Source organism: Massilia eburnea, from assembly GCF_050709955.1.
Taxonomy (GTDB): domain Bacteria; phylum Pseudomonadota; class Gammaproteobacteria; order Burkholderiales; family Burkholderiaceae_D; genus Rugamonas; species Rugamonas eburnea_A.
Genome location: NZ_JBNZFX010000036.1, coordinates 89,748 through 110,424 on the forward strand (window position 1 = coordinate 89,748; position 20,677 = coordinate 110,424).

The 20,677-nt window shown below is 61.7% G+C and carries 21 protein-coding genes; 12 read left to right on the forward strand and 9 right to left on the reverse strand.

Annotated elements, in window-relative coordinates:
- Window positions 1–94: 94 nt before the first annotated feature.
- The gene (locus ACQ4MM_RS22630; RefSeq protein ID WP_431479551.1) at window positions 95–1,552 is read left to right on the forward strand and encodes a beta-barrel assembly-enhancing protease; all 1,458 of its coding nucleotides are present in this window, start codon (window positions 95–97) and stop codon (window positions 1,550–1,552) included.
- Here ACQ4MM_RS22630 and ACQ4MM_RS22635 read toward each other — a convergent pair.
- Genes ACQ4MM_RS22635 through ACQ4MM_RS22660 form a run of 6 tightly spaced genes read right to left on the reverse strand, consistent with a single transcriptional unit; the run spans window position 1,549 to window position 6,546 of the window.
- Window positions 1,549–2,430 (reverse strand): tetratricopeptide repeat protein, encoded by an 882-nt coding sequence (locus ACQ4MM_RS22635; protein WP_431479475.1) that lies wholly within the window; start codon window positions 2,428–2,430, stop codon window positions 1,549–1,551. The two genes, ACQ4MM_RS22630 and ACQ4MM_RS22635, sit on opposite strands and share 4 nt — an antisense overlap.
- Window positions 2,427–4,241 (reverse strand): DUF885 domain-containing protein, encoded by a 1,815-nt coding sequence (locus ACQ4MM_RS22640; RefSeq protein WP_431479476.1) that lies wholly within the window; start codon window positions 4,239–4,241, stop codon window positions 2,427–2,429. Before ACQ4MM_RS22640 ends, ACQ4MM_RS22635 begins: the two co-directional genes overlap by 4 nt.
- 57 nt (window positions 4,242–4,298) lie before the next feature.
- Window positions 4,299–4,904: a DUF2946 family protein gene (locus ACQ4MM_RS22645; RefSeq protein ID WP_431479477.1), complete on the reverse strand. Its 606-nt coding sequence runs from the start codon at window positions 4,902–4,904 to the stop codon at window positions 4,299–4,301.
- Window positions 4,905–4,907: 3 nt separating this feature from the next.
- Window positions 4,908–5,870, reverse strand: coding sequence for a YheT family hydrolase (locus tag ACQ4MM_RS22650; RefSeq protein ID WP_431479478.1), 963 nt, complete (start codon window positions 5,868–5,870; stop codon window positions 4,908–4,910).
- Between the two features lie 43 nt (window positions 5,871–5,913).
- Window positions 5,914–6,336, reverse strand: coding sequence for a YybH family protein (locus ACQ4MM_RS22655; RefSeq protein WP_431479479.1), 423 nt, complete (start codon window positions 6,334–6,336; stop codon window positions 5,914–5,916).
- A gap of 21 nt (window positions 6,337–6,357) precedes the next feature.
- Window positions 6,358–6,546, reverse strand: coding sequence for a zinc-finger domain-containing protein (locus tag ACQ4MM_RS22660; protein WP_431479480.1), 189 nt, complete (start codon window positions 6,544–6,546; stop codon window positions 6,358–6,360).
- 98 nt (window positions 6,547–6,644) lie between these two features.
- Here ACQ4MM_RS22660 and ACQ4MM_RS22665 point away from each other — a divergent pair, with 98 nt between their 5' ends.
- The 3 genes from ACQ4MM_RS22665 to ACQ4MM_RS22675 all read left to right on the forward strand — a co-directional run bounded on the left by ACQ4MM_RS22665 (window position 6,645) and on the right by ACQ4MM_RS22675 (window position 8,160).
- A complete protein-coding gene (locus tag ACQ4MM_RS22665) occupies window positions 6,645–7,382 on the forward strand; it encodes an AzlC family ABC transporter permease (protein WP_431479481.1) in 738 nt (245 codons plus the stop codon).
- On the forward strand, window positions 7,375–7,704 hold the full coding sequence (locus ACQ4MM_RS22670; protein ID WP_431479482.1) for an AzlD domain-containing protein: 330 nt from the start codon (window positions 7,375–7,377) through the stop codon (window positions 7,702–7,704). The genes ACQ4MM_RS22665 and ACQ4MM_RS22670 overlap by 8 nt, the downstream gene beginning before the upstream one ends.
- A gap of 87 nt (window positions 7,705–7,791) precedes the next feature.
- Window positions 7,792–8,160: a VOC family protein gene (locus ACQ4MM_RS22675; protein WP_431479483.1), complete on the forward strand. Its 369-nt coding sequence runs from the start codon at window positions 7,792–7,794 to the stop codon at window positions 8,158–8,160.
- Here ACQ4MM_RS22675 and ACQ4MM_RS22680 read toward each other — a convergent pair.
- The gene (locus tag ACQ4MM_RS22680) at window positions 8,157–9,107 is read right to left on the reverse strand and encodes an alpha/beta fold hydrolase (RefSeq protein WP_431479484.1); all 951 of its coding nucleotides are present in this window, start codon (window positions 9,105–9,107) and stop codon (window positions 8,157–8,159) included. The genes ACQ4MM_RS22675 and ACQ4MM_RS22680 overlap by 4 nt on opposite strands.
- Window positions 9,108–9,267: 160 nt before the next feature.
- Here ACQ4MM_RS22680 and ACQ4MM_RS22685 point away from each other — a divergent pair, with 160 nt between their 5' ends.
- The 8 genes from ACQ4MM_RS22685 (at window position 9,268) to ACQ4MM_RS22720 (ending at window position 17,797) form a co-directional block, all read left to right on the forward strand.
- On the forward strand, window positions 9,268–10,137 hold the full coding sequence (locus ACQ4MM_RS22685; RefSeq protein ID WP_431479485.1) for a helix-turn-helix domain-containing protein: 870 nt from the start codon (window positions 9,268–9,270) through the stop codon (window positions 10,135–10,137).
- A 130-nt stretch (window positions 10,138–10,267) separates the two neighbouring features.
- Window positions 10,268–11,461 carry a phosphoglycerate kinase gene (locus ACQ4MM_RS22690; RefSeq protein WP_431479486.1) on the forward strand — a complete coding sequence of 398 codons (1,194 nt, stop codon included), beginning with the start codon at window positions 10,268–10,270 and terminating at the stop codon, window positions 11,459–11,461.
- Window positions 11,462–11,525: 64 nt separating this feature from the next.
- The gene (gene pyk / locus ACQ4MM_RS22695; RefSeq protein ID WP_431479487.1) at window positions 11,526–12,995 is read left to right on the forward strand and encodes a pyruvate kinase; all 1,470 of its coding nucleotides are present in this window, start codon (window positions 11,526–11,528) and stop codon (window positions 12,993–12,995) included.
- A gap of 37 nt (window positions 12,996–13,032) precedes the next feature.
- Window positions 13,033–14,097: a class II fructose-bisphosphate aldolase gene (gene fba, locus ACQ4MM_RS22700; RefSeq protein ID WP_161023760.1), complete on the forward strand. Its 1,065-nt coding sequence runs from the start codon at window positions 13,033–13,035 to the stop codon at window positions 14,095–14,097.
- A 123-nt stretch (window positions 14,098–14,220) separates the two neighbouring features.
- A complete protein-coding gene (locus ACQ4MM_RS22705) occupies window positions 14,221–15,117 on the forward strand; it encodes a phosphoribosylaminoimidazolesuccinocarboxamide synthase (RefSeq protein WP_431479488.1) in 897 nt (298 codons plus the stop codon).
- A gap of 3 nt (window positions 15,118–15,120) precedes the next feature.
- The gene (purE, locus tag ACQ4MM_RS22710; RefSeq protein WP_431479489.1) at window positions 15,121–15,618 is read left to right on the forward strand and encodes a 5-(carboxyamino)imidazole ribonucleotide mutase; all 498 of its coding nucleotides are present in this window, start codon (window positions 15,121–15,123) and stop codon (window positions 15,616–15,618) included.
- A 35-nt stretch (window positions 15,619–15,653) separates the two neighbouring features.
- On the forward strand, window positions 15,654–16,787 hold the full coding sequence (locus ACQ4MM_RS22715) for a 5-(carboxyamino)imidazole ribonucleotide synthase (protein ID WP_431479552.1): 1,134 nt from the start codon (window positions 15,654–15,656) through the stop codon (window positions 16,785–16,787).
- A complete protein-coding gene (locus ACQ4MM_RS22720; protein WP_431479490.1) occupies window positions 16,784–17,797 on the forward strand; it encodes an L-threonylcarbamoyladenylate synthase in 1,014 nt (337 codons plus the stop codon). Before ACQ4MM_RS22715 ends, ACQ4MM_RS22720 begins: the two co-directional genes overlap by 4 nt.
- A gap of 14 nt (window positions 17,798–17,811) precedes the next feature.
- Here ACQ4MM_RS22720 and ACQ4MM_RS22725 read toward each other — a convergent pair whose 3' ends face one another.
- Both ACQ4MM_RS22725 and ACQ4MM_RS22730 read right to left on the reverse strand, forming a co-directional pair.
- Window positions 17,812–18,798: a T6SS immunity protein Tli4 family protein gene (locus tag ACQ4MM_RS22725; RefSeq protein WP_431479491.1), complete on the reverse strand. Its 987-nt coding sequence runs from the start codon at window positions 18,796–18,798 to the stop codon at window positions 17,812–17,814.
- A gap of 94 nt (window positions 18,799–18,892) precedes the next feature.
- Window positions 18,893–20,584 (reverse strand): esterase/lipase family protein, encoded by a 1,692-nt coding sequence (locus ACQ4MM_RS22730; protein ID WP_431479492.1) that lies wholly within the window; start codon window positions 20,582–20,584, stop codon window positions 18,893–18,895.
- Between the last annotated feature and the right edge of the window lie 93 nt (window positions 20,585–20,677).

Below are 20,677 nucleotides of genomic sequence, written 5' to 3' on the forward strand. Positions count from 1 at the left end.
TGCACTACATTTTCGCCGCCCCTTGCTGGCGGCACTGATTTCCGGCCTGCTGATCGCTGCCCCGGCAGGGCGGGCGCAGCAGACTGAATTGCCGATGCTGGGCGATGCTTCGCGCGAGGACATGTCCCCGGTGATGGAGAAGCGCCTGGGTGAAGAGATCATGCAAAGCCTGCGCTTCGAGCGCGACTACCTGGACGATCCGCCCATCATCGAATACCTGAATAATTTCGGCACCAAGCTGGTGGATGCCCGGCCGGGCGCACGCGGCGATGCCAACCTTGAATATTACTTCTTCGCGATCCGCGACAAGAACCTGAATGCCTTTGCGATGCCGGGCGGCTATATCGGCGTGCACTCGCAACTGCTGCTGGCGGCGCAGAATGAGTCCGAACTGGCCTCCGTGCTGTCGCACGAAATCGGCCACGTGGCGCAGCGCCATATCGCGCGCCAGCTTGGCGCGCAGAAGAGCGACGCCCTGATTCCCCTGGCGGCGATGCTGCTGGCCGCGCTGGCTGCCAGGTCCAGCTCCGACGCGGCCATGGGCGTGTTCATGGGCGGGCAGGGCCTTGCGATCCAACGCCAATTGAATTTCGGCCGCGATGCGGAGCGCGAGGCGGACCGCGTCGGCTTCCAGATCATGAATGCCGCCGGCTATGACGCCAGCGGCATGGTGTCGTTCTTCCAGCGCATGCAGAACAGCACGCGTATGTACAGCGACCTGATGCCGCCCTGGCTGCTGACCCACCCGCTGACCACCGAACGTATCGCCGATATCCAGGCCCGCATCCGCGAGCAGAAATTCAGCCAGCGCGTGGACGGCATGGACTTCCACCTGATCCGCGCTCGTGCCCGCGTGCTGCAGGACGAAAGCAGCAAGGGCCTGGCCGACACGGAAGCCGTGTTCAGGAACCAGATCCAGCAGCCGGGCCGCCAGAACGTGGCCGCCGGCCAGTACGGCATGGCCATGGTGTCGCTCAAGCGCTCCGAATTCGCCGCCGCCCAGGAGTGGCTCGAGAAGGCGCGCGCCACCATCGACAAACCGCCGGTCGCGGGCGCGTTCAGTACCCCGATCCCGCGCGGAACGACGGATTCGGCGCTGGCCTATATGTCGCTCGAGATCAAGCTGGCGCAGGAGAGCAAGCCGGAAGTGATTGCTGCTGCCATTGAAGAGGCCAATCAGGCGCAGGGCCGCTATCCATTATCGCGCGGCCTGGTGTGGCAATACGCCGATGCCCTGATCAAGGGCGGAAAGTATGACGAAGCCACGCGCTTCCTGCGCGACCAGTTGCAGATGTACCGCCGCGAGCCGGAACTGCACGACTACATGGCGCAGGCCTACGCCAAGCAGGGCAAGATCGCCCTGCAACACATCTCGCTGGCGGAATCGTATGTGCTGCTGGGTGGTGTGCTGGCGGCGCTGGACCAGCTTGCGCTGGCCCGCAAAGCCCCGGACGCGACCTACTACGACCAGTCGGTGATCGACGCCCGCGAGCGGGAACTGCAGGCGAAGCGTCGCGAAATGATGGGCGATAAGAAGAAAGACAAGGACTAGGCTGGCGCTTCCAGTTCGATGGAAATCTCGATTTTCATCTGCTCGCCCCCCGCAACCTGGTCGAGGATCGCCGCGATTTCCTCATACGATACCGCGGCAACCCCTACCAGGCGCGTCGGATTCCACTCCGGCGCCTGGTCGTCGTTGTCGGCATGCTCGTGAGGAACGCCTTCGCTGCACGCTTTGCATAGCGTACGCACGTTGGACGTCCAGTCTTCAAACGGCATCCCGGCTGCATCGAATGCTGCTTCCAGCGTCGCCATTTGCTGCTCGGTGGCTTCCTGCACTTCCATGCAGAACGTGCTGAGCTTCGATGCCTCAAACAACTCCAGCACATTAAACACCGAGTATTCCCGGCCGCGCGATTCGCGTTTGCCGACGCCGGCGCCGTCGTGCAGGACGATGTCCCCACAACGGAATCCGGAGTCTGGGTATGGGATGTTGCGCAGCACAGCGCGTACCGGATCGATACGGGTGGCCCAGACCACTTCGCCGTCGCCGTCCGGGTTCAGGCGGACCGGCGTTGGACCGAAGTCCATTTCAATCGGCCCATCCGCTCCCTCAAGCTTGATGCCGTTATCGGCCCAGGCCTTGCGCGCCGTGGCCCAGTCGCGCAGCGCAGTCGCTGCGATGGCCAAGTTCCAGCGGCTCGCTTCATCTTCCGGCCGCAGCGCATAGGCTCGCTGGTTGTAGTCGAGGGATTTGACCCAGTCGTTGCGATACTTGTAGACCAGGCCAATGTTGTAAAGCGTTTTAGCTGCGTCCGGGTTAAGGCGCAATGCTTCTTCATAGGCCTGGAGTGCGAGCTCGTCATCACCCGCCTCACGGTGAGCGATGCCTTGCTCGTTCAGTTCTTCTGCACGTTCAAAGTCGTTCATGCGGCTTTCCGTTTAGCCACCCAGCCATTGACCACGCCTTCCAGCAAGGTCATTGGCAGGGCGCCGTGCACCAGCACTTCGTTGTGGAACTGCTTCAGGTCGAACTTGTCGCCGAGTTCCTTCTTCGCCTGTTCGCGCAGCGCGAGAATCTTCAGCATGCCCACCTTGTACGCCAGCGCCTGGCCAGGAATGACGAAGTAGCGCTCGATCTCCGCCGTCACGTCGCCTTCGGCCATGCCGGTGGTGTTCATCATGTAATCGATCGCCTGTTCCCGCGTCCAGCGCTTGTAGTGGATGCCGGTATCGACCACCAGCCGGGTGGCGCGCATCATCTCGTCGCGCAGGCGGCCCAGGTTATCCAGCGGGGTCTTCTGGAAGCCTTGCTCCGCCGCCAGGCGTTCCGCGTACAGCGCCCAGCCTTCGTGATAGGCGGTGAATGGAATGATCTTGCGGAAGAACGGCACGCCCGTCATCTCCTGCTGGATCGCGATCTGGAAATGGTGGCCCGGAATGCCTTCGTGGTAAGCCAGCGTGCGCATGGCGAACTTCGGCGTCTCGCCCGGCGCGCGCATATTGGCGTAGAACACGCCCGGGCGGCTGCCGTCAAAGGAACCCTGCATGTAGTAGGCGCCCGGCGCAGTCGCCTGCGATGCAACCGGCACCGCCTGCACTTCAACGCCCAGTTTCGGGCGCACGTCGAACACCGGGCCGAGGCCCTTGTTTACTTCATCCAGGATGGCCTGGTACTGCGCCAGCATGGCTTTCTTGCCTTCGTCGGTATTCGGGTATTGCTGTTCCGGGCGCGAGGCCAGGATTTGCACACGCTTGCCGATCGAGCCTTCGCTCAGGCCTTCGCCTTTGAGGATGGCATCCATCTCCGCGCCAACGCGCGCCACTTCCGCCAGGCCCAGCTCATGCACCTGCTGCGGCGTCATGTCCGAGGTGGTATGCGAGCGCACGGCCCAAGCGTAGTAAGCCTCGCCGTTCGGCAGGCTCCAGGCGCCGTTGTTGGCAGTCGCCTTGGACTGCAGGGCGGTGAAAGCATCAATCAGCTTGCCGTATGCGGGATAAACAGCTTCCTGCACCGCCTTCTCGGTTTGTGCCAGCAGCGCGCTGCGCTCGGCATCGGACAAGCCGTTCACCTTGGCCAGCTTGTCGCGCATATTGGTCACCAGCACATTTTCCTTGACCGGTGCGGCGACAACGGCCTTCATCTCCGCCAGCACTTTGTCGACGGTGAATTTGGGCGGCACGATGCCTTTGCTTTCGCTCTGGCGGATTGATTCCACCACCTGGCCGAACTTCGCGGGGAACAGGTTCAGGCGCGTGATATAGGCTTGCGCCTCGCCCTTGTCGGTGACCTGGTGCACGTCGGTCATGAATTGCGGCTGCATGCTCTGCACGCCCATCATCTGGTTGACCGGGAAGCCGTGGTCGACGAACGGTTCGCCTTCTACCTGGCTTTTCAGGAAGAAGCGCAGTGTGTCGTAGGACAGCTTGGCCTCGGCATCCAGGCCCTCGGTGCTGTAGCTCTCCAGCACGGCCAGGTCTTGTTTGAGTTGGGCCAGTTGTTTGGCGCTGTGGGCAGGGGAGGCGTCATCCAGCTTCTTGCTGTAGAAGTCCAGCCAGCCAGGCAGGATGCGCATGCTCGACAGCATCTCGGGGCTGTCGATCGCAAAGGCGGCAAATACGCGCGCGTAGAACCAGTCCAGCTTGATGGGTTTGAAGTACCAGGTGTGGGCGACCAGGGCCAGTACCAGTACGACCAGGCCGAGCGTAATACCACCCAGCCACTTTGCTGCACGTTTCATCAGGAGATCTCCGGGGTTGTTTTTCTCGTAACATCATGCCCCGGAGCGGGCGGCCGGTCAAGGTTGCGGCAGGCGTTCGAAACTGAATGCTTGCGGCACGCTGTCGCGCGCGATGGCTGCCAGCGGCACTGCGCGCGCGCCGACGCGCAAGGTGAGCGGCGACAGGCTGGCGGGATCGCTGGCCGCGGCATCCAGCCACGCCAGCAGGGCGTTGTCGCCCACCGGGCGTCCGTTCAACTCCAGTTGTGGCAGCACCTGCGCGAAGTCGCGGTCGTCGAGCTGGGCCAGCACGCTGCCGCTGCGCAGCAGCAGTTCGCCGGCCTCGGTCAGCCAGGCCGCATCGATCTCGCCCAGCGGCTCGCCGGTATGCAGCATGAAGCCGTGGACCGGATCGGTGCGCGCGATGAAGGGCGTGGTCTCCAGGTTCAGGTAGACGCGCTGCGGCCCGTTCTGGAAATACCAGCGGCCCTGCTCATCGCTCTGGTAATTGCGCGTGATGAAGCCGACCAGCGCCGGGTTGGTCAGCTTGTCGCCCGCCTGGTTGAAGTGCTGCGCGCGTTCATCGCGCATGCGCCAGTTGCCGCGCGCATCGAGCGCCAGCCAGCCGTAGCAATGCGGCACATTGGGCCACTTGGCCATCGCCTGTTTGACTATTTCATCCATGGTTCAAGCCTCGGCCATCTCGGGCGCTTCGACGGCGGTGAGGAAGTTCAGCATGCGCAGCGGCAGCCAATCGAGGCTGCCCGGCATGCGGCCGGTGGCAAAGCCCACATGGCCGCCTTGCTCCGGATAATCCAGCACCACCTGCTGCGAAGCCTGGCGCGGCAAATACGCGCCCGGCATGAAGGGATCATTTTGTGCATTCAGCACCAGGGTCGGCACCGTGATGTCGGTCAGCACGTGCTTGGCGCTGGCGCGGTCCCAGTAATCGTCCGCATCGCGGTAGCCGTGCAGCGGCGCCGTCACCACATTGTCGAATGCATGCAGATCCTGCGCCGCCATCAGCACATCGAGGTCGAACAGGCCGGGGAATTGCTGCAGCTTGGCGACGCATTTCGGCTTCAGCGTCTGCAGGAACATGCGCGTGTACAGGCGGCTCAGGCCGCGCGACAGGGCGCTGCCGCCTTGCGCCAGGTCGAGCGGCGCCGACACCGCGCAGGCGGCGTCGACAAACTCGGCCTGGTGCTGCGACTCGCCCAGCCAGCGCAGCAGCACATTGCCGCCCAGCGACACGCCGCAAGCGTAGAACTTGCCGGTGGCGTGCGGATGCAGGCGGCGGATGATCCAGTCCAGTTCACCGGAGTCGCCGGAATGGTAGAAGCGCGGCGCCAGGTTCGGTTCGCCGGAGCAGCCGCGGAAATGCGGCACCGCGCCGGACCAGCCGCGGCGCGTGATCTCCGCCATCAGGGCGCGCGAGTAATGGCTGTCCGACGAGCCTTCCAGCCCATGGAATAGCACCACGAAGGGCTTGCCCGGTGTGCCGTCGACGAAATCGACATCGATGAAATCCGCATCCGGCGTATGCCACCGCTCGCGGCGGAAACGGACGTCGGGCCTGGCTATGCAGGTAGCCGGATAGATGGTCTGCAAATGGCCGCTGGGCAGCCAGAATGGGGCGATGTAGTTCATGGCGCGGCTGGGACCGGCACAGCGGGCCAGATCCCCCTTTTTTTTAGTGCAGTATTTGAGCGCGCGGATCGACGGGAACAGGTCCCGGCGCTACAGACACATGATGCAACACAATGCGCCAACCCTTCGGTGTCTTAACGTACACATTGGTTGCAATCAGGTGCGCCGGCTCGCCGCTTGCCGCTGTGACGCCCTCGATCACAGTATGCACCGAACTCATCAGGTTGTGTGTCTCATGCAGCTGGGACGGGCGAATTTGCAACCCGCCGTGTTCCAAAAGTGCACTCCAGGAATCGCGGATGGCGCCATACCCGATCAGGCGCGGGCCGCCGGGATGGATGCAGACGATTTCTTCGTCGTCCGCCCACAGCGCCATCAGGGCTTCCAGGTCGGCCCGGTTCAAGGCGTCGTAAAAGGCCGCTTCGACTTCTGCGGCACTGCCATTCTGGTGTTTACGCGCTGCCATCCGGGCTCCGGGGAACGGTGATTAATGGTGGCCGACGTCGGCGCCCGGTTTCAGCTGGTACTGGGTGCCGCAATAAGGGCATTTCGCTTCACCATGCTTGAAGTCCAGGAACACGCGCGGGTGCGAGGACCACAGCGGCATGGCTGGATTCGGGCAGTAGGCCGGCAGGTCTTTGCCATCGAGTTCTACTGGCTGGGTGGTGTTGCTCATCTTATAACACTCCGCAAGATCAAAAACCAAGATTTTAATGCATCCGGGCAGCGAAAAGCATTCGTCGGTAGAATGTCGGCTTTCCCCTGCGGTTGCAAATGAGTTCTCCAGATAGCCTGCCCGACGTCGCGGCCCACCACGAGCCTTCCTGGCGCGCCGGGCTGAAAGACGGCACCCCGACCCTGTTTGGCATCGCCGCCTGGGGCTTGGTGGTGGGCGTTGCCATGGTCAAGTCCGGCCTGACGGTGGCGCAGGCACTGGGCATGACCCTGCTGGTGTTTGCCGGCTCAGCGCAACTGGCCTCGCTGCCCCTGATTGCGGCTGCCGCACCGATCTGGGTGATCTTCCTGACCGCGGTGGTGGTCAATCTCCGTTTCGTGATCTTCGCCGCTTTGCTGGCGCCGCACTTTGCCAAGCTGCCGCTGTGGCGCCGCTTCCTGCTTGGCTACGGCGCCGGCGACATGACGACTGCCATGTTCCTGCAGCGCTACCCGACCGAAAAACCGGCAGAAGGCAAGGTGTCTTACCTGCGCGGCCTGCTATACCCGAACTTTCTCGCCTGGCAGTCCGGTTCCATCGCCGGCATTCTCCTTGGCAGTGCTGTGCCGGCCGAATGGGGCCTGGGCTTTGCCGGCACGCTGGCGATTGTCTGCATCACCGTGCCGATGGTGGCCAGCCGGCCGGCCTTGTGCGGCGCGCTGGTCGCCGGCGTGACCGCAGTGCTGGCGCATAGCTTTCCCTACAAACTGGGCCTGTTGGCCGCCGTCCTGGTCGGCATGGTGACTGCCATGGTAGTGGAAGGAATCATCGAACGACGAAAGGCCGCCAATGTCTGATCTTGAAATCTGGCTGACGATTGCCGCCTTGGTCTGCGCCACCGCGATCACGCGCTCCTCGTTCTGGGTAATCGGCGAGCACGTCTCGATCCCGACCCGCGTGCAGGAAATGCTGCGCTACGCACCGGCCTGCGCCCTGGCTGCCATCATCGGGCCCGACTTGCTGCTCGACCCGCAAGGCACGGTTGAATTCAGCTTCCACAACTACAAGCTGATTGCCGGCGCCGCCGCCATCGCCTACTACCTCGCTCGCCGCAATATGCTGGAGACCATTCTGTTCGGCATGGCGTGCTTCACCGCGCTGCGTCTACTGTTGTCTTAAATTCGGTGCCAGGTCTGTCATTCGGACATGCCCCGCACACCTTTGATAAATTTCAAAGATAATTTGTCCAATCTATGGGAGGGGCAAATGGCAGAAATTGATCACATGATCTTGCGCGTTAGCAATCCAGTGCAGTCAATCCGCTTCTATGAAGAAGTGCTTGGCTTTAAGCACGAGGGCAGGGCCGGGCTGTTTGAGGTCGTGCGTGTCAGCGAGGGCTTTACGCTGGACTTGCTGGCGGAGCCGCCAACCATGCACCTGCACCTGGCCTTCCGCGTCGAGCCAGACCATTTCGAGCGCGTGATGGTGCAACTGCGCGAGCGCCGTATCCCCTTTGGCGGCAACCATATGGACCGTACGGGCAGCCAGCCCCAACCCCAGTACGGCGCGCGTGGGCTGGCGCTGGCTTGCTACTTCGAAGACCCTGACGGACACAACCTCGAAATCCGCTACTAAGCCTTCCACAGCTTGCGGGCTTCTTCCGCAATGATGTCGGGGAATTCTTCCTGGAAGAACAGCTTGCCTTCCGGGATGGCGCGGATGCCTTGCGAGCGTGGGAAGAGCTGGTCGAGGTAGCGCGCATCTGCCAGGGTGAAGATGGTATCGCTGGCGCCCCACACCATTTTTACCGGCACCGTACTGCGACGCAGTTGGGCTTCAATGCCGGCCAGCGGATTTGGCGACAGCGCATTGTGGAATTCGTGATACTGCGCGCGTCGCAACGGTGAGCTGATCAGCGGAGCTGCGTAGTATTCGATGATTTCGTCGGTCAATTGCGCGGGGTTGTGGAAAACGGCGGCGCCAAAGGTGGCGCGGGCCATTGCCTTGTCGGTCAGCCATTTGGCGGTATCGTCGGCCAGGGTGCCGTTGCGGGCCATCTCCAGCACTGGCGCGATTTCAGCGGGCGGGCTGTGCGGCTCGATGTCGCAGTTGGTCAGCATCAGGCTGCGCACGCGTTGCGGGTAGCGCAGCAGGAAGAGTTGCGCGACGGCGCCGCCGCTGTCGCTGGCCACGATGTCCACGGTGCCGGCCCCGAGCTTGTCGAGCAGGGCTGCCAGCATCTCGGCCTGCGCAGATGCGGCCAGCGGCTGGCCGGCCGGCACTTCCGAATAGCCGAGGCCCATGAAATCAGGCGCAATGCAGCGGCGGTAAAGCGACAGGCGGTCGAGCGCACCGCGCCACTGGAAGCTGTTCAGCGGCGCACCGTGCAGGAACAAGGCTGCCGCCGGGCCGGCGCCGCGCTCGACGTATGCGATCCGGCCGCAGGGGAGCTCGACGGACCGCCGGGCGGCGCGAAACTTCGCGACCTCGTTGGTGGCGCCTGAGGCGGCGCTGGACAGCTGAGGGAAGGCGCTCGCGGCCAGTGCAGCGCCGGTCAGCGAAAGGAAGTGTCGGCGTTTCAATTGCAGTCTCCATGAAGGTGGCGTTGTGGTGGAGCCATGCTATCGGCGCAGTCTGCCGGCCGCGCGCATAAACAGCCGCTGGCGAGCACATTCGGCTGATTTTTTATTGCGCCCTGGCCAGAAATGGCGCACTCTCCCATTTCCTGCGTGAGAGGACGCAATGATTGCCAGACCTTCGTGTTACCCAGTGCGGGACGCGGTGCCGCTGCTGGATGTGTTGACTTCGCCCGTTCCGCACGGCCGCTTCGACTCGCCGGTGGATGGGCGCCACGTGTTGTGCCTGCATTTGGGTGCCCCCGTGCCGGTCAGCTACCGCGCGGGGCGGAACGAACGGCAGGGCACCCGGTTGCACGGTCAATTCTGCGTAGTTCCCGCCGGATCGAGCACTCGCTGGACGTTGACGGCGCCCGCCACGTCGCTGCTGCTGCGCCTGAATTCATCTTTGCTGCAGGATGCCGCCGAGCACATGCGCCTGGCCGCCGAGCTCGCGCCCGCCATCCACATCCGCGACCCGCAGGTCGAGCGCATCGGCTGGATGATGCAGGCCGAAGAGCAAGACGGCCACCCCAGCGGCCGCATCTTCGCCGACAGCTTGGCCAGCGCCTTGGCGGCGCGGTTGCTGGCGCTGCAGACGCTTGCCTACCGCCGTCCCGCCGCTGCGCCAGTCCGCGCCTTGCCGGCTTGGCTGCTACGCGCCGTGCAAGACTACATCGAGGCCAACCTTGACCAGGAGTTGACGCTGGCCGAACTGGCTGCGGTGACCGGTTTCAGCGTGTCACACTTCAAGGAGCTGTTCCGCCACGGGGCCGGCATGCCCGTGCACCGTTTCGTCCTGGCTCGCCGTGTCGAACGCGCGCGGCAGCTTTTGCAGGCCGGTAAGTTGACTAACACCGAGATCGCTCTGGAGGCCGGCTTCGCCCACCCCAGCCATATGGCCCGCAGTGTTCGCCACGGCTTGGGCCTCACACCTGCACAATTGCGTTCAGAGGGGTTGAGGAAGATCAAAAGTGCGGCTCTCGTGTCCGAATGACAGACCTGGCACCGAATTTTGTTTTCTGATTGGCAACTAAATATCGGGCTTAACAGGGTTTAACAAGCGGCTAAGGGCCCTCGGCTTAAGGTAAAATAGCGCTCTTTCCAACTGTGACCCCTGAGTAACCATGCTGAAATTCAACCGCCTGGAAGACCTCGTAGCGCAGAACGCGCTGCAGGGTAAGCGCGTATTTATCCGTGCAGATCTGAACGTGCCGCAAGACGATGCGGGCAATATCACCGAAGATACGCGCATTCGTGCTTCGATTCCGGCAATTAAGGCTGCCCTGGGCGCTGGCGCCAAGGTCATGGTTACCTCCCATCTGGGCCGTCCAATCGAAGGCGAGTTCAAAGCGGAAGACAGCCTGGCGCCGATCGCCAAGCGCATGTCCGAGCTGCTGGGCCAATCGGTTGAATTGAAACAGAACTGGGTCGATGGCGTGGAAGTTGCCGCTGGCCAGGTGGTGCTGCTGGAAAACTGCCGCGTCAACAAGGGCGAAAAGAAGAATTCCGATGAGCTGGCCGAGAAAATGGCCAAGCTGTGCGACGTGTACGTGAACGATGCTTTCGGCACCGCGCACCGCGCCGAAGCCACCACCCACGGTATCGCCAAGTTCGCACCGATCGCTTGCGCCGGCCCGCTACTGGCCGCTGAGCTCGATGCGCTGGGCAAGGCCCTGGGCGCGCCTGCACGTCCTTTGCTGGCTATTGTGGCCGGCTCCAAGGTGTCGACCAAGCTGTCGATCTTGAAATCGCTGGCCGACAAGGTGGACAACCTGATCGTCGGCGGCGGCATCGCCAATACCTTCATGCTGGCTGCCGGCCTGAAGATCGGCAAGTCGCTGGCGGAAGCCGACCTGGTGGCCGATGCCAAAGCCATCATCGACATGATGGCTGCCCGCGGCGCCCAGGTGCCGATCCCGACCGACGTGGTGTGCGCCAAGGAGTTTTCGCCGACCGCCGTGGCTACCGTCAAGGACGTGGCCGACGTGGCCGATGACGACATGATCCTGGACATCGGCCCTCAGACTGCCGCCAAGCTGGCTGCCCAGATCGCCGAAGCCGGCACCATCGTCTGGAACGGCCCGGTCGGCGTGTTCGAGTTCGACCAGTTCGGCGAAGGCACCAAGACCCTGGCCATGGCAATCGCCAACTCCAAGGGCTTCTCGATCGCCGGCGGTGGCGACACCCTGGCTGCCATCGCCAAGTACCAGATCACCGACAAGATCGGTTATATCTCCACCGGCGGCGGCGCCTTCCTGGAATTCCTGGAAGGGAAGACCCTGCCGGCAGTGGAAATCCTGGCGCAACGCGCCCAGTAACACGGTAAAAGGCGCCCGCAAGGCGCCTTTTGAACTTTTTTAAGCTCACACGAAGGAAACCTTCATGGCACGTGGTACCAAGATCGTCGCAACTATCGGCCCAGCATCGACCGACCTCAGCATCCTGATCCAGATGATCAAGGCTGGCGTCGACGTGGTCCGCCTGAATTTCTCCCACGGCAAGGCGCAGGATCATATCGACCGCGCGGCCCTGGTGCGAAAGGCGGCAGCGGAATGCGGCAAGGAAGTGGCGATCATGGCCGACATGCAGGGTCCGAAGATCCGTATCGGCAAGTTCGAGAACAACAAGATCGAATTGGCCAAGGGCGACAAGTTCATCCTGGACGCCAAGTGGGGCGAAAACGGTGAACTGGGCAACCAGGAGCGTGTGGGCCTGGACTACAAGAGCCTGCCGAGCGACGTGAGGCCGGCCGACGTGCTGCTGCTGAACGACGGCCTGATCGTGCTGACCGTGGACAAGATCATCGGCAGCGAAATCTTCACCACCGTGAAGATCGGCGGCGAACTGTCCAACAACAAGGGCATCAACCGTCAGGGCGGCGGCCTGACCGCGCCGGCGCTGACTGCCAAGGATATGGAAGACATCAAGACTGCGATGTCGTTCCAAGCCGATTACCTGGCAATTTCCTTCCCGAAAAACGCCACCGATATGGAAATGGCGCGCCAGCTGGCCAATATTGCCGGCGAGCCATTCGGCTTCAAGCCGATGATGATCGCCAAGATCGAGCGCGCGGAAGCGATTCCTGCGCTGCAGGAGATCCTGAACGCTTCCGACGGCATCATGGTGGCCCGCGGCGACCTGGCTGTTGAGGTGGGCAATGCCGCCGTGCCTGCGCTGCAAAAGCGCATGATCCGCATGGCGCGCGAGTCGAACAAGATTGCCATCACCGCGACCCAGATGATGGAGTCGATGATCTTCAACGCGGTGCCGACCCGCGCCGAAGTGTCCGACGTGGCCAACGCGGTGCTGGACGGTACCGATGCCGTGATGACCTCGGCCGAAACCGCCTCCGGTAAATACCCGGTGGAAACTGTGGAAATGATGGCGGCCATCTGTACCGAAGCCGAGCAGTCCGAATACAACAAACTCGATGCGGACTTCCTGAACGCGCGCTTCACCCGCATCGACCAGTCGATCGCCTATGGCGCCCTGTTCACCGCGCACCACCTGCGCGTGAAGGCGATTGTGGCCCTGACCGAGTCCGGCTCCACCGCGCTGTGGATGAGCCGCCACAACATCGACACCCCGATTATTGCGCTCACGCCGAGCACCACCACCCAGCGCAAGCTGGCCTTGTACCGTAACGTTTGCACCCACCAACTGATGCAGGACGCACCGACCGACGTCGTGTTGCGCAACGCGGAAGACCTCCTGGTAAAACAGGGTATTGCCCAGAAGGGCGATATGATTGTGGTTACCTGGGGTGCGCCGATGGGCAAGGTGGGCGGCACGAACGCACTGCGTATCGTGAAAGTAGGTGAGTTCACTCACCGCGCCGACTCGGCACGATAAACGCTAACGATTTCTTTATTGTTATTGGAGTTCTACCATGTCCCTCGTATCCATGCGCCAACTGCTGGACCACGCCGCTGAACACGGCTACGGCATCCCGGCATTCAACGTCAACAACCTGGAACAAGTGCAGGCCATCATGGCCGCTGCCGACGCCGTCAATGCGCCGGTGATCATGCAAGCTTCCGCTGGCGCCCGTAAATACGCTGGCGAAGCCTTCCTGCGCCACCTGATCGACGCCGCGATCGAAGCTTACCCGCACATCCCGGTCGTCATGCACCAGGACCACGGCCAGTCGCCGGCAGTCTGCATGGCTGCAATCAAATCCGGCTTCTCGTCGGTGATGATGGACGGTTCCCTGATGGCTGACGGCAAGTCCGTCGCTTCCTACGAATACAACGTGGAAGTGTCGAAAGAAGTGGTGAAGTTCTCCCACTCCATCGGCGTGACCGTGGAAGCGGAACTGGGCGTGCTGGGCTCCCTGGAAACCATGAAGGGCGACAAGGAAGACGGCCACGGCGCGGAAGGCACCATGACCCGCGAACAGTTGCTGACCGACGTGGCGCAAGCTGCCGATTTCGTGCAAAAGACCCAGTGCGACGCGCTGGCAATCGCCATCGGCACCTCGCACGGCGCCTACAAGTTCACCCGCAAGCCAACCGGCGACATCCTGGCGATCGACCGCATCAAGGAAATCCACGCCCGCATCCCTAACACCCACCTGGTGATGCACGGTTCGTCCTCCGTGCCGCAAGAGCTGCTGGCCATCATCCGCGAATTCGGCGGTGATATGAAGGAAACCTATGGCGTGCCTGTGGAAGAAATCCAGGAAGGCATCCGTCACGGCGTGCGCAAGATCAATATCGATACCGATATCCGCCTGGCGATGACCGCTGCCGTGCGCAAGTACATGTTCGAGAACCCATCGAAGTTCGACCCACGCGACTTCCTGAAGCCAGCCCGCGCTGCAGCTGAAGAAGTGGTGAAGGCACGCTTCCTGTCGTTCGGCTGCGAAGGCCGTGCGTCGATGATCAAGCCGATCTCGCTGGAGAAGATGGCTGAGCGTTACAAGGCCGGCGAGCTGGCCCAGATCGTCAAGTAATAAAACCGGTAGGTCCGGGTCAGACCCAAGGTTCTGACCCAAGTCAGCGACAGCCGCCGGTCGGGTCTGACCCTTGGGTCTGACCCAGGTTTACCGGTTCTAAAATCTCAGATAGTCCCCGCCATGAACAGCCTGTACAAATCCTCCATCAAATCCCTCCCCTTGCTGGGCCACGGTAAAGTGCGCGACAACTACGCCGTCGGCACCGACAAGATCCTGATCGTCACCACCGACCGCCTGTCCGCGTTCGACGTCGTGATGAACGAGCCGATCCCCGGCAAAGGCATGGTCCTGAACCAGATGTCCGATTTCTGGTTTGAGAAACTGGGCCACATCGTCCCTAACCACCTGACCGGCGTGACGCCAGAGTCCGTGGTAGCACAAGACGAAGTGGAGCAGGTCAAAGGCCGCGCAGTTGTTGCGAAGCGCCTGAAGCCGATCCTGGTGGAAGCGGTGGTACGCGGCTACATCATCGGCTCGGGCTGGAAAGACTACCAGGCCAGCGGCTCCATCTGCGGCATCGAGCTGCCGCAAGGCCTGCAGCAAGCTGACAAGCTGCCAGAACCAATCTTCACCCCGGCCGCCAAGGCCGACCTGGGCGAACACGACGAAAACATCTCCTTCGAAGAGATGGAAAAGAAAATCGGCGCCGAACTGGCTGCCAAGATCCGTGAAGTGGCGATCAAGCTTTACACCACCGCTGCCGACTACGCAGCGACCAAGGGCATCATCATCGCCGACACTAAGTTCGAATTCGGCCTGGACGACAACGGCGTCCTGCACCTGATGGACGAAGTGCTGACCGCCGACTCCTCGCGCTTCTGGCCGGCCGACTCCTACCGTCCAGGCATCTCGCCACCGTCCTACGACAAGCAGTTCGTGCGCGACTACCTGGAAACCCTGACGGACTGGCAGAAGACCCCGCCGGCGCCAGCCCTGCCAGCGGAAGTGATCGAGAAGACCCAGGCCAAGTACTTCGAAGCCATCGAGCGCCTGACCGGCGAAAAGCTGAAGGTATAAGCCATGTCCGATCAAAACAAGCCAATGGTCGGCATCATCATGGGCTCGTCTTCGGACTGGGACGTGATGAAGAACGCCGTCGACATGCTGAAGCAGTTCGGCGTGCCGTATGAAGCGCAGGTGATCTCCGCCCACCGCATGCCGGACGAGATGTATGCCTATGCCAAGAGCGCGCGCGCTCGCGGCCTGCGCGCCATCATCGCCGGCGCCGGCGGCGCGGCCCACCTGCCGGGCATGGTCGCTGCAATGACCATCGTGCCGGTGCTGGGCGTGCCGGTGCCGTCCAAGTACCTGCGCGGCGAAGACTCGCTGCTGTCCATCGTGCAGATGCCGAAAGGCGTGCCGGTGTCGACCTTCGCCATCGGCGAAGCTGGCGCTGCCAACGCTGGCCTGACCGCGGTGGCGATCATCGCCACCACCGACGACGCGCTGGCCGCCAAACTGGAAGAATTCCGCGTGTCCCAAACCGCGGCCGCTAAAGCAATGGTTTTGCCTGTATGAGTAATGTGAAGAACCCTCCAGCGTGGCTGGGCGTGATGGGCGGCGGCCAGCTTGGCCGCATGTTCGCGCACGCTGCGCAGAGCATGGGCTACAGCGTAGCCGTGCTGGAGCCGGCAGCGGACTGCCCTGCGGGGCAGGCTGCCAATCGCCTGATCAACGCCGGCTACAGCGATGCCGCCGGCCTGGATGCACTGGCTGCGCAATGCGTGGCCGTCACCACCGAGTTCGAGAACGTGCCTGCCGACAGCCTGTCGCGTCTTGCGCAATCGGTCTTTGTGGCGCCGAATGCGCACGGCGTGTCCGTGGCGCAGGACCGCATCGCGGAGAAGAGCTTCTTCGTTGCCAGCGCCGCCAAGTCGGGCGTGATGCCGGCGCCGCACAAGGTCATCGCCACCGACGCCGATATCGACGCCATCAGCGACGACCTGCTGCCGGGCATCCTGAAGACAGTCCGCATGGGCTACGACGGCAAGGGCCAGGTGCGTGTGAAGTCGCGCGACGACGTGCGTGCAGCCTTCGAAGACATGGGCCAGGTCGCCTGCCTGCTGGAGAAGATGCTGCCGCTGGCATACGAGGTATCCGTGCTGACCGCACGCGGCGCAGACGGCGCCTCCGTGGTCTACCCGATCGCGGAAAACGTGCACCGCGACGGCATCCTGTTCACCACCACGGTGCCGGGTCCGAACATCACCGCCGATTGCGCCAGCAAGGCGCAGGCGGCAGCGCAAGCCATCGTGGCGGAGCTGGGCTATGTCGGCGTGCTGTGCATCGAGTTCTTCGTGCTGGCCGACGGTTCGCTGGTGGTCAACGAGATGGCCCCGCGACCGCACAACAGCGGTCACTACACCATCGACGCCTGCGTCACCAGCCAGTTCGCACAGCAAGTGCGCGCCATGGCCGGCCTGCCGCTGGGCGACGTGCGCCAGCATTCGCCGGCCGTCATGCTGAACATCCTGGGCGACATCTGGTACCAGGGCGAAGGCGACGATGTGCGTGAACCGGCGTGGGACAAGGTACTGGCCCTGCCGGGCGCCAACCTGCACCTGTACGGCAAGGAAGAACCGCGCCGTGCCCGCAAGATGGGTCACCTGACCTTTGTCGCCCCGACGCTGGCGGAAGCACAGCAGCACCTCAACGCCGCCTGCGCCATCTTCGGGATCGAAGCATGACCGACGCAGCATCCAGTGATATCGCCGGCGCAGCAGCCGCGCTGGCGAAGGGCGACCTGGTCGCATTCCCCACCGAGACCGTGTACGGCCTCGGTGCGGATGCGGAGAACCCGGCCGCTGTTGCAAAGATTTACGCGGCCAAAGGCCGCCCGCAGGACCATCCGGTGATCGTGCACGTCGCCCCCGGCGCCGACATCGATTACTGGACCACCGAGGTGCCCGATGCAGCGCGTGCGCTGGTGCGTGCTTTCTGGCCCGGTCCGTTGACCCTGATCCTGAAGCGCAACGCCCACATTCCCGACGCCGTGTCCGGCGGCCAGGATACGGTCGGCATCCGCTGCCCATCGCACCCGGTGGCGATGCAGCTGCTGCAAGCATTCAAGGACGGCAAGGGCGGCGTGGCGGCGCCATCGGCCAACAAGTTCGGCAACGTCAGCCCGACCACCTCCCAGCACGTGCATGACGAATTCGGCGACGACCCGCGCCTGGCTGCCATCCTCGATGGCGGCTCGAGCCAGGTTGGCATCGAATCAACCATCCTCGACATGTCGCGCCTGGCCACGCATGGCCCGGTGCTGCTGCGTCCCGGCCACATCACCGCGCAGCAGATCGCCGACGTGATCGGCACCATGCCGCGCCAGCCCGACCAGGCCGCGCCGCGCGCGTCGGGTACGCTGGAATCGCATTACGCACCGAAAGCGCCGGTGGCACTGTTGCCGACTGGCGACATCGAAAAAACCCTTGCGGAACTCAAGCTGCGTGGGCGGTGTGCCGCGCTGATCCACTACTCGCCGTTTGTGCTGTCTCAACCAAATGTGGCGCTCCCGGCCGAGCCAAAAGGGTATGCTTATGGTGTGTATGCCGCGTTGCGCGCGATGGACCAGCAGCAGGTCGAGCTGATCCTCGTGGAAGCACCGCCGAGCGACGATGCCTGGCTGGGCGTCAACGACCGCCTGCGCCGCGCCGCCTTCGGATCGACCGGCATTATTGAGCGTTTCCTGAAGTCCTGAGCCGGCGATGCCGGCTAGGGACGCACTGCCATCGGTCGAGGCCTGATTGACCCGATTATGGTATCCCACAATGATATGGCTTCCTCATCGGTGATTGAAGGCTTCGTGCTGCCAGTTGTGTTGCCTTTGACTCCGGTGTGAAGTTCAATCTGAAGTACTGGCAGCAATGGATTCTTGGGCTCGCCGTGGCTTTGGAAGGCAAACTCGTGGTTCTCGCCTTCATGCTTCTGCGCTGGCTTATGCGCCAGGACTTCGAAACCATGCCAACCGCCTAGCTGGCGGTAGCCGCTGCGTAGAAATTTGATCTGCGAGTACCACTTCCCCATACCGGACTTGATTGCGGCCTGTTTCGCTTGAATCATCCTTGGCTCCAAGGCGTCAGATTCGATGAAGATGTCCTTCTTCGTCATTTCGATTGCCATGTGGACGTCAGGGAATTCCTTCAAACGGATGCCCAGTGTGACTTCTTCCAGCATGTAGCGCGACGGCTCGCGCAAGAAGGCTCCATCCAGACAAACGCCTGGTTCATTCGGAATCTCATCGTCTGCACGGCTGCGCAAGGAACGGGCAACTTCTGTTAAGAGGTCGGTCGCTTCGAGGTATGTGCTGCCCTTGCCACTGACCGGATACTCTTGTAGGTAAAGATCTTTTCCAATGCGAATATAGGATCGAACGTTGTAGTAGGAGCCAACAGCTTTGTCGACGTCGAAGACCATCTTATGAAATTCGCCGGCCCCAGCGAGTATTTTGCCTAGCATCGAATATTGACCGTTCAGCTCTTCGTCCGCATATTTCAGTTGGGATGAAACTGTGGCTGTAGCCCGCTTTAAGGTAGCCTCCATGTTTCTTCCTTCGCCTTCAAACCGTGAAAGATAAACCGGCACACGCGCGGGTCCATAAACGACTTCAGCATTTTGGGGCACGTCGATCAGGAACCTGCCCAGGCAGACGGTTCGTTTTTCGGCTTTGATCTGGTCAATCCGATTTGTGATGACGGTCATATTTTTCTCCATTGCTTTACGCTTATCTGCCGCGAGCGTTTGGTTGGATACAAGCAGCAACGCTAAGAGAGAGCATGTCTTTGCTCGGAGTGAGTCACGCATCATCTTTCCAATTCATAGTGGCGGCAATCCTGACGATGGAAAACAGAGTGGAGTGTAAGACTGCGGTGCTGCTATAGCTATTTTGATGCTCATATCCTATCTGACGAAAAATTGCCTTGAAGCGTCCGCTCAGGAGTTGCCTGTCCGATGAACGTAACGGGACTGTTTGATTGCCGGCACCTTGCGACGGACCTAGTTCAACGTGGATCCCCGCTACTTTCCCGCCACGGGCCGTCGTCCCTGCAAGAGTAAGTTTTCCCTGCATGCTGTCATCGGTGATGCGATAGTCCGCCCAGGCTGACTCCGCTAAGGAACCGCTTAAATTCCAGACGATGCGTTCCCACGACGCACGCAACGTATCAGCGCCATAATGCCCGTAGCTCTGTTCGTGGAAAGTATCTGCAATATCGAGATGGAATTGTCGGGCATCCTGCAAGAGATCTATGGTGGCCGTAAGTCCGGCATATGCGTTGTTGGCTGGGTTCAGCCATTCTTCTCGAAGCAGCCCGAACCATTTTCCACGCAAACAGTAAATTTCTTGATAGGGGTCGCCATTCTTTGGAAAATGATCGAGCAGAATGCCGTTTTTACGGACTTCTAACCAACCGTTTCCATATGCGCAACTTGGCAGAAGTTGCAAACCGCCTGGTGAATTTCCGAGAACTGCGGTTACATCGTTGCCAAAATTGCCCAAGAATTTTGGCGCCGGGTTCATTTTTAGCGAACCTTCTTCGAAGCCGCATCGCATCCGCCTGTACGCAGCTGGCGCCCCGAGCGCAGGCATCACGCCATGCACGATGCCAAGGACTTGGTCTTTGAGATTCCCCATCTTGGGATGAATCAACGCGCGGGCAACCATCCCGCCCATCGAATGGGTAATGAGAATGACTTTTTCGCAGGTAAAGCCTTGTCCGTTGTAAGTAAGAATCAAGTGCTGAATTCTTTCTGCCAGAACCTTTGCCGACTTGGCATTTGATTGCAGCCAGTTATATCCCATGGCATGGACTGGGAACATGCAGCCCTTGGTGGCAGCTTCGAGTTCTCCTGCGGTAAGTGGCGTAAGCGCTGGATTTGCTGCGGCGCCCCATATCGCTGGATTTTTGTCGATGATGTCCTCCCAAAAGCCGTCACGTTTCGGGCGGTTCAAATGCTGTTCGCAGCGTTCCAGAATATGACGGTAACTGCTGAAGAGTACTTCGCCCCAACCTCGCGCCCGCGCCTTCTCTTCTTTGGTTCGGCGAGGTGTACGGGTAGGCGGATCGTCGGACAGAAGGGGAGTGTCCACTTCGAAGCGTAGCGCCACCCTGATCTTGCTATGATCTTGGCGCATACCCGAGCTTTCCCTCGCGTTACCTGTCGCAGCCAGACCGTCGTCGTAGGTATCCACCTCAGTCGTACGTGGATCTAGCTGTAACTGGCGTCGGATGGGCGCAGCCTCTAGAAACTCAGTCACTTCATTCAGCCGATCCGGCCGCCAAGCGATGTTGTTTCCCTTGTTAAGATGCTGCTGCCGTTCTGCGCTCAAGCGCAAGTTCGATCCCATGATCCCGGGTAAGAACACGATCGGGATGACTCGCTTTGGAGGCACCCGCATTACTTGCGGCGCCTTGTCCTGCTTCGGGGTCGCGTACCCCTCAGTCCGTCTACCTCCGGAATTCAAATCAACAGCCAGGTGCGTGGCCATGGGCGGTTCCATTATTGGGGGGAGAGGCCATCGTGGCATGCCAAGGGGCCGAGAATCTTGATGTGCGACAAGCCAGCGTTCGCTAGGTATACC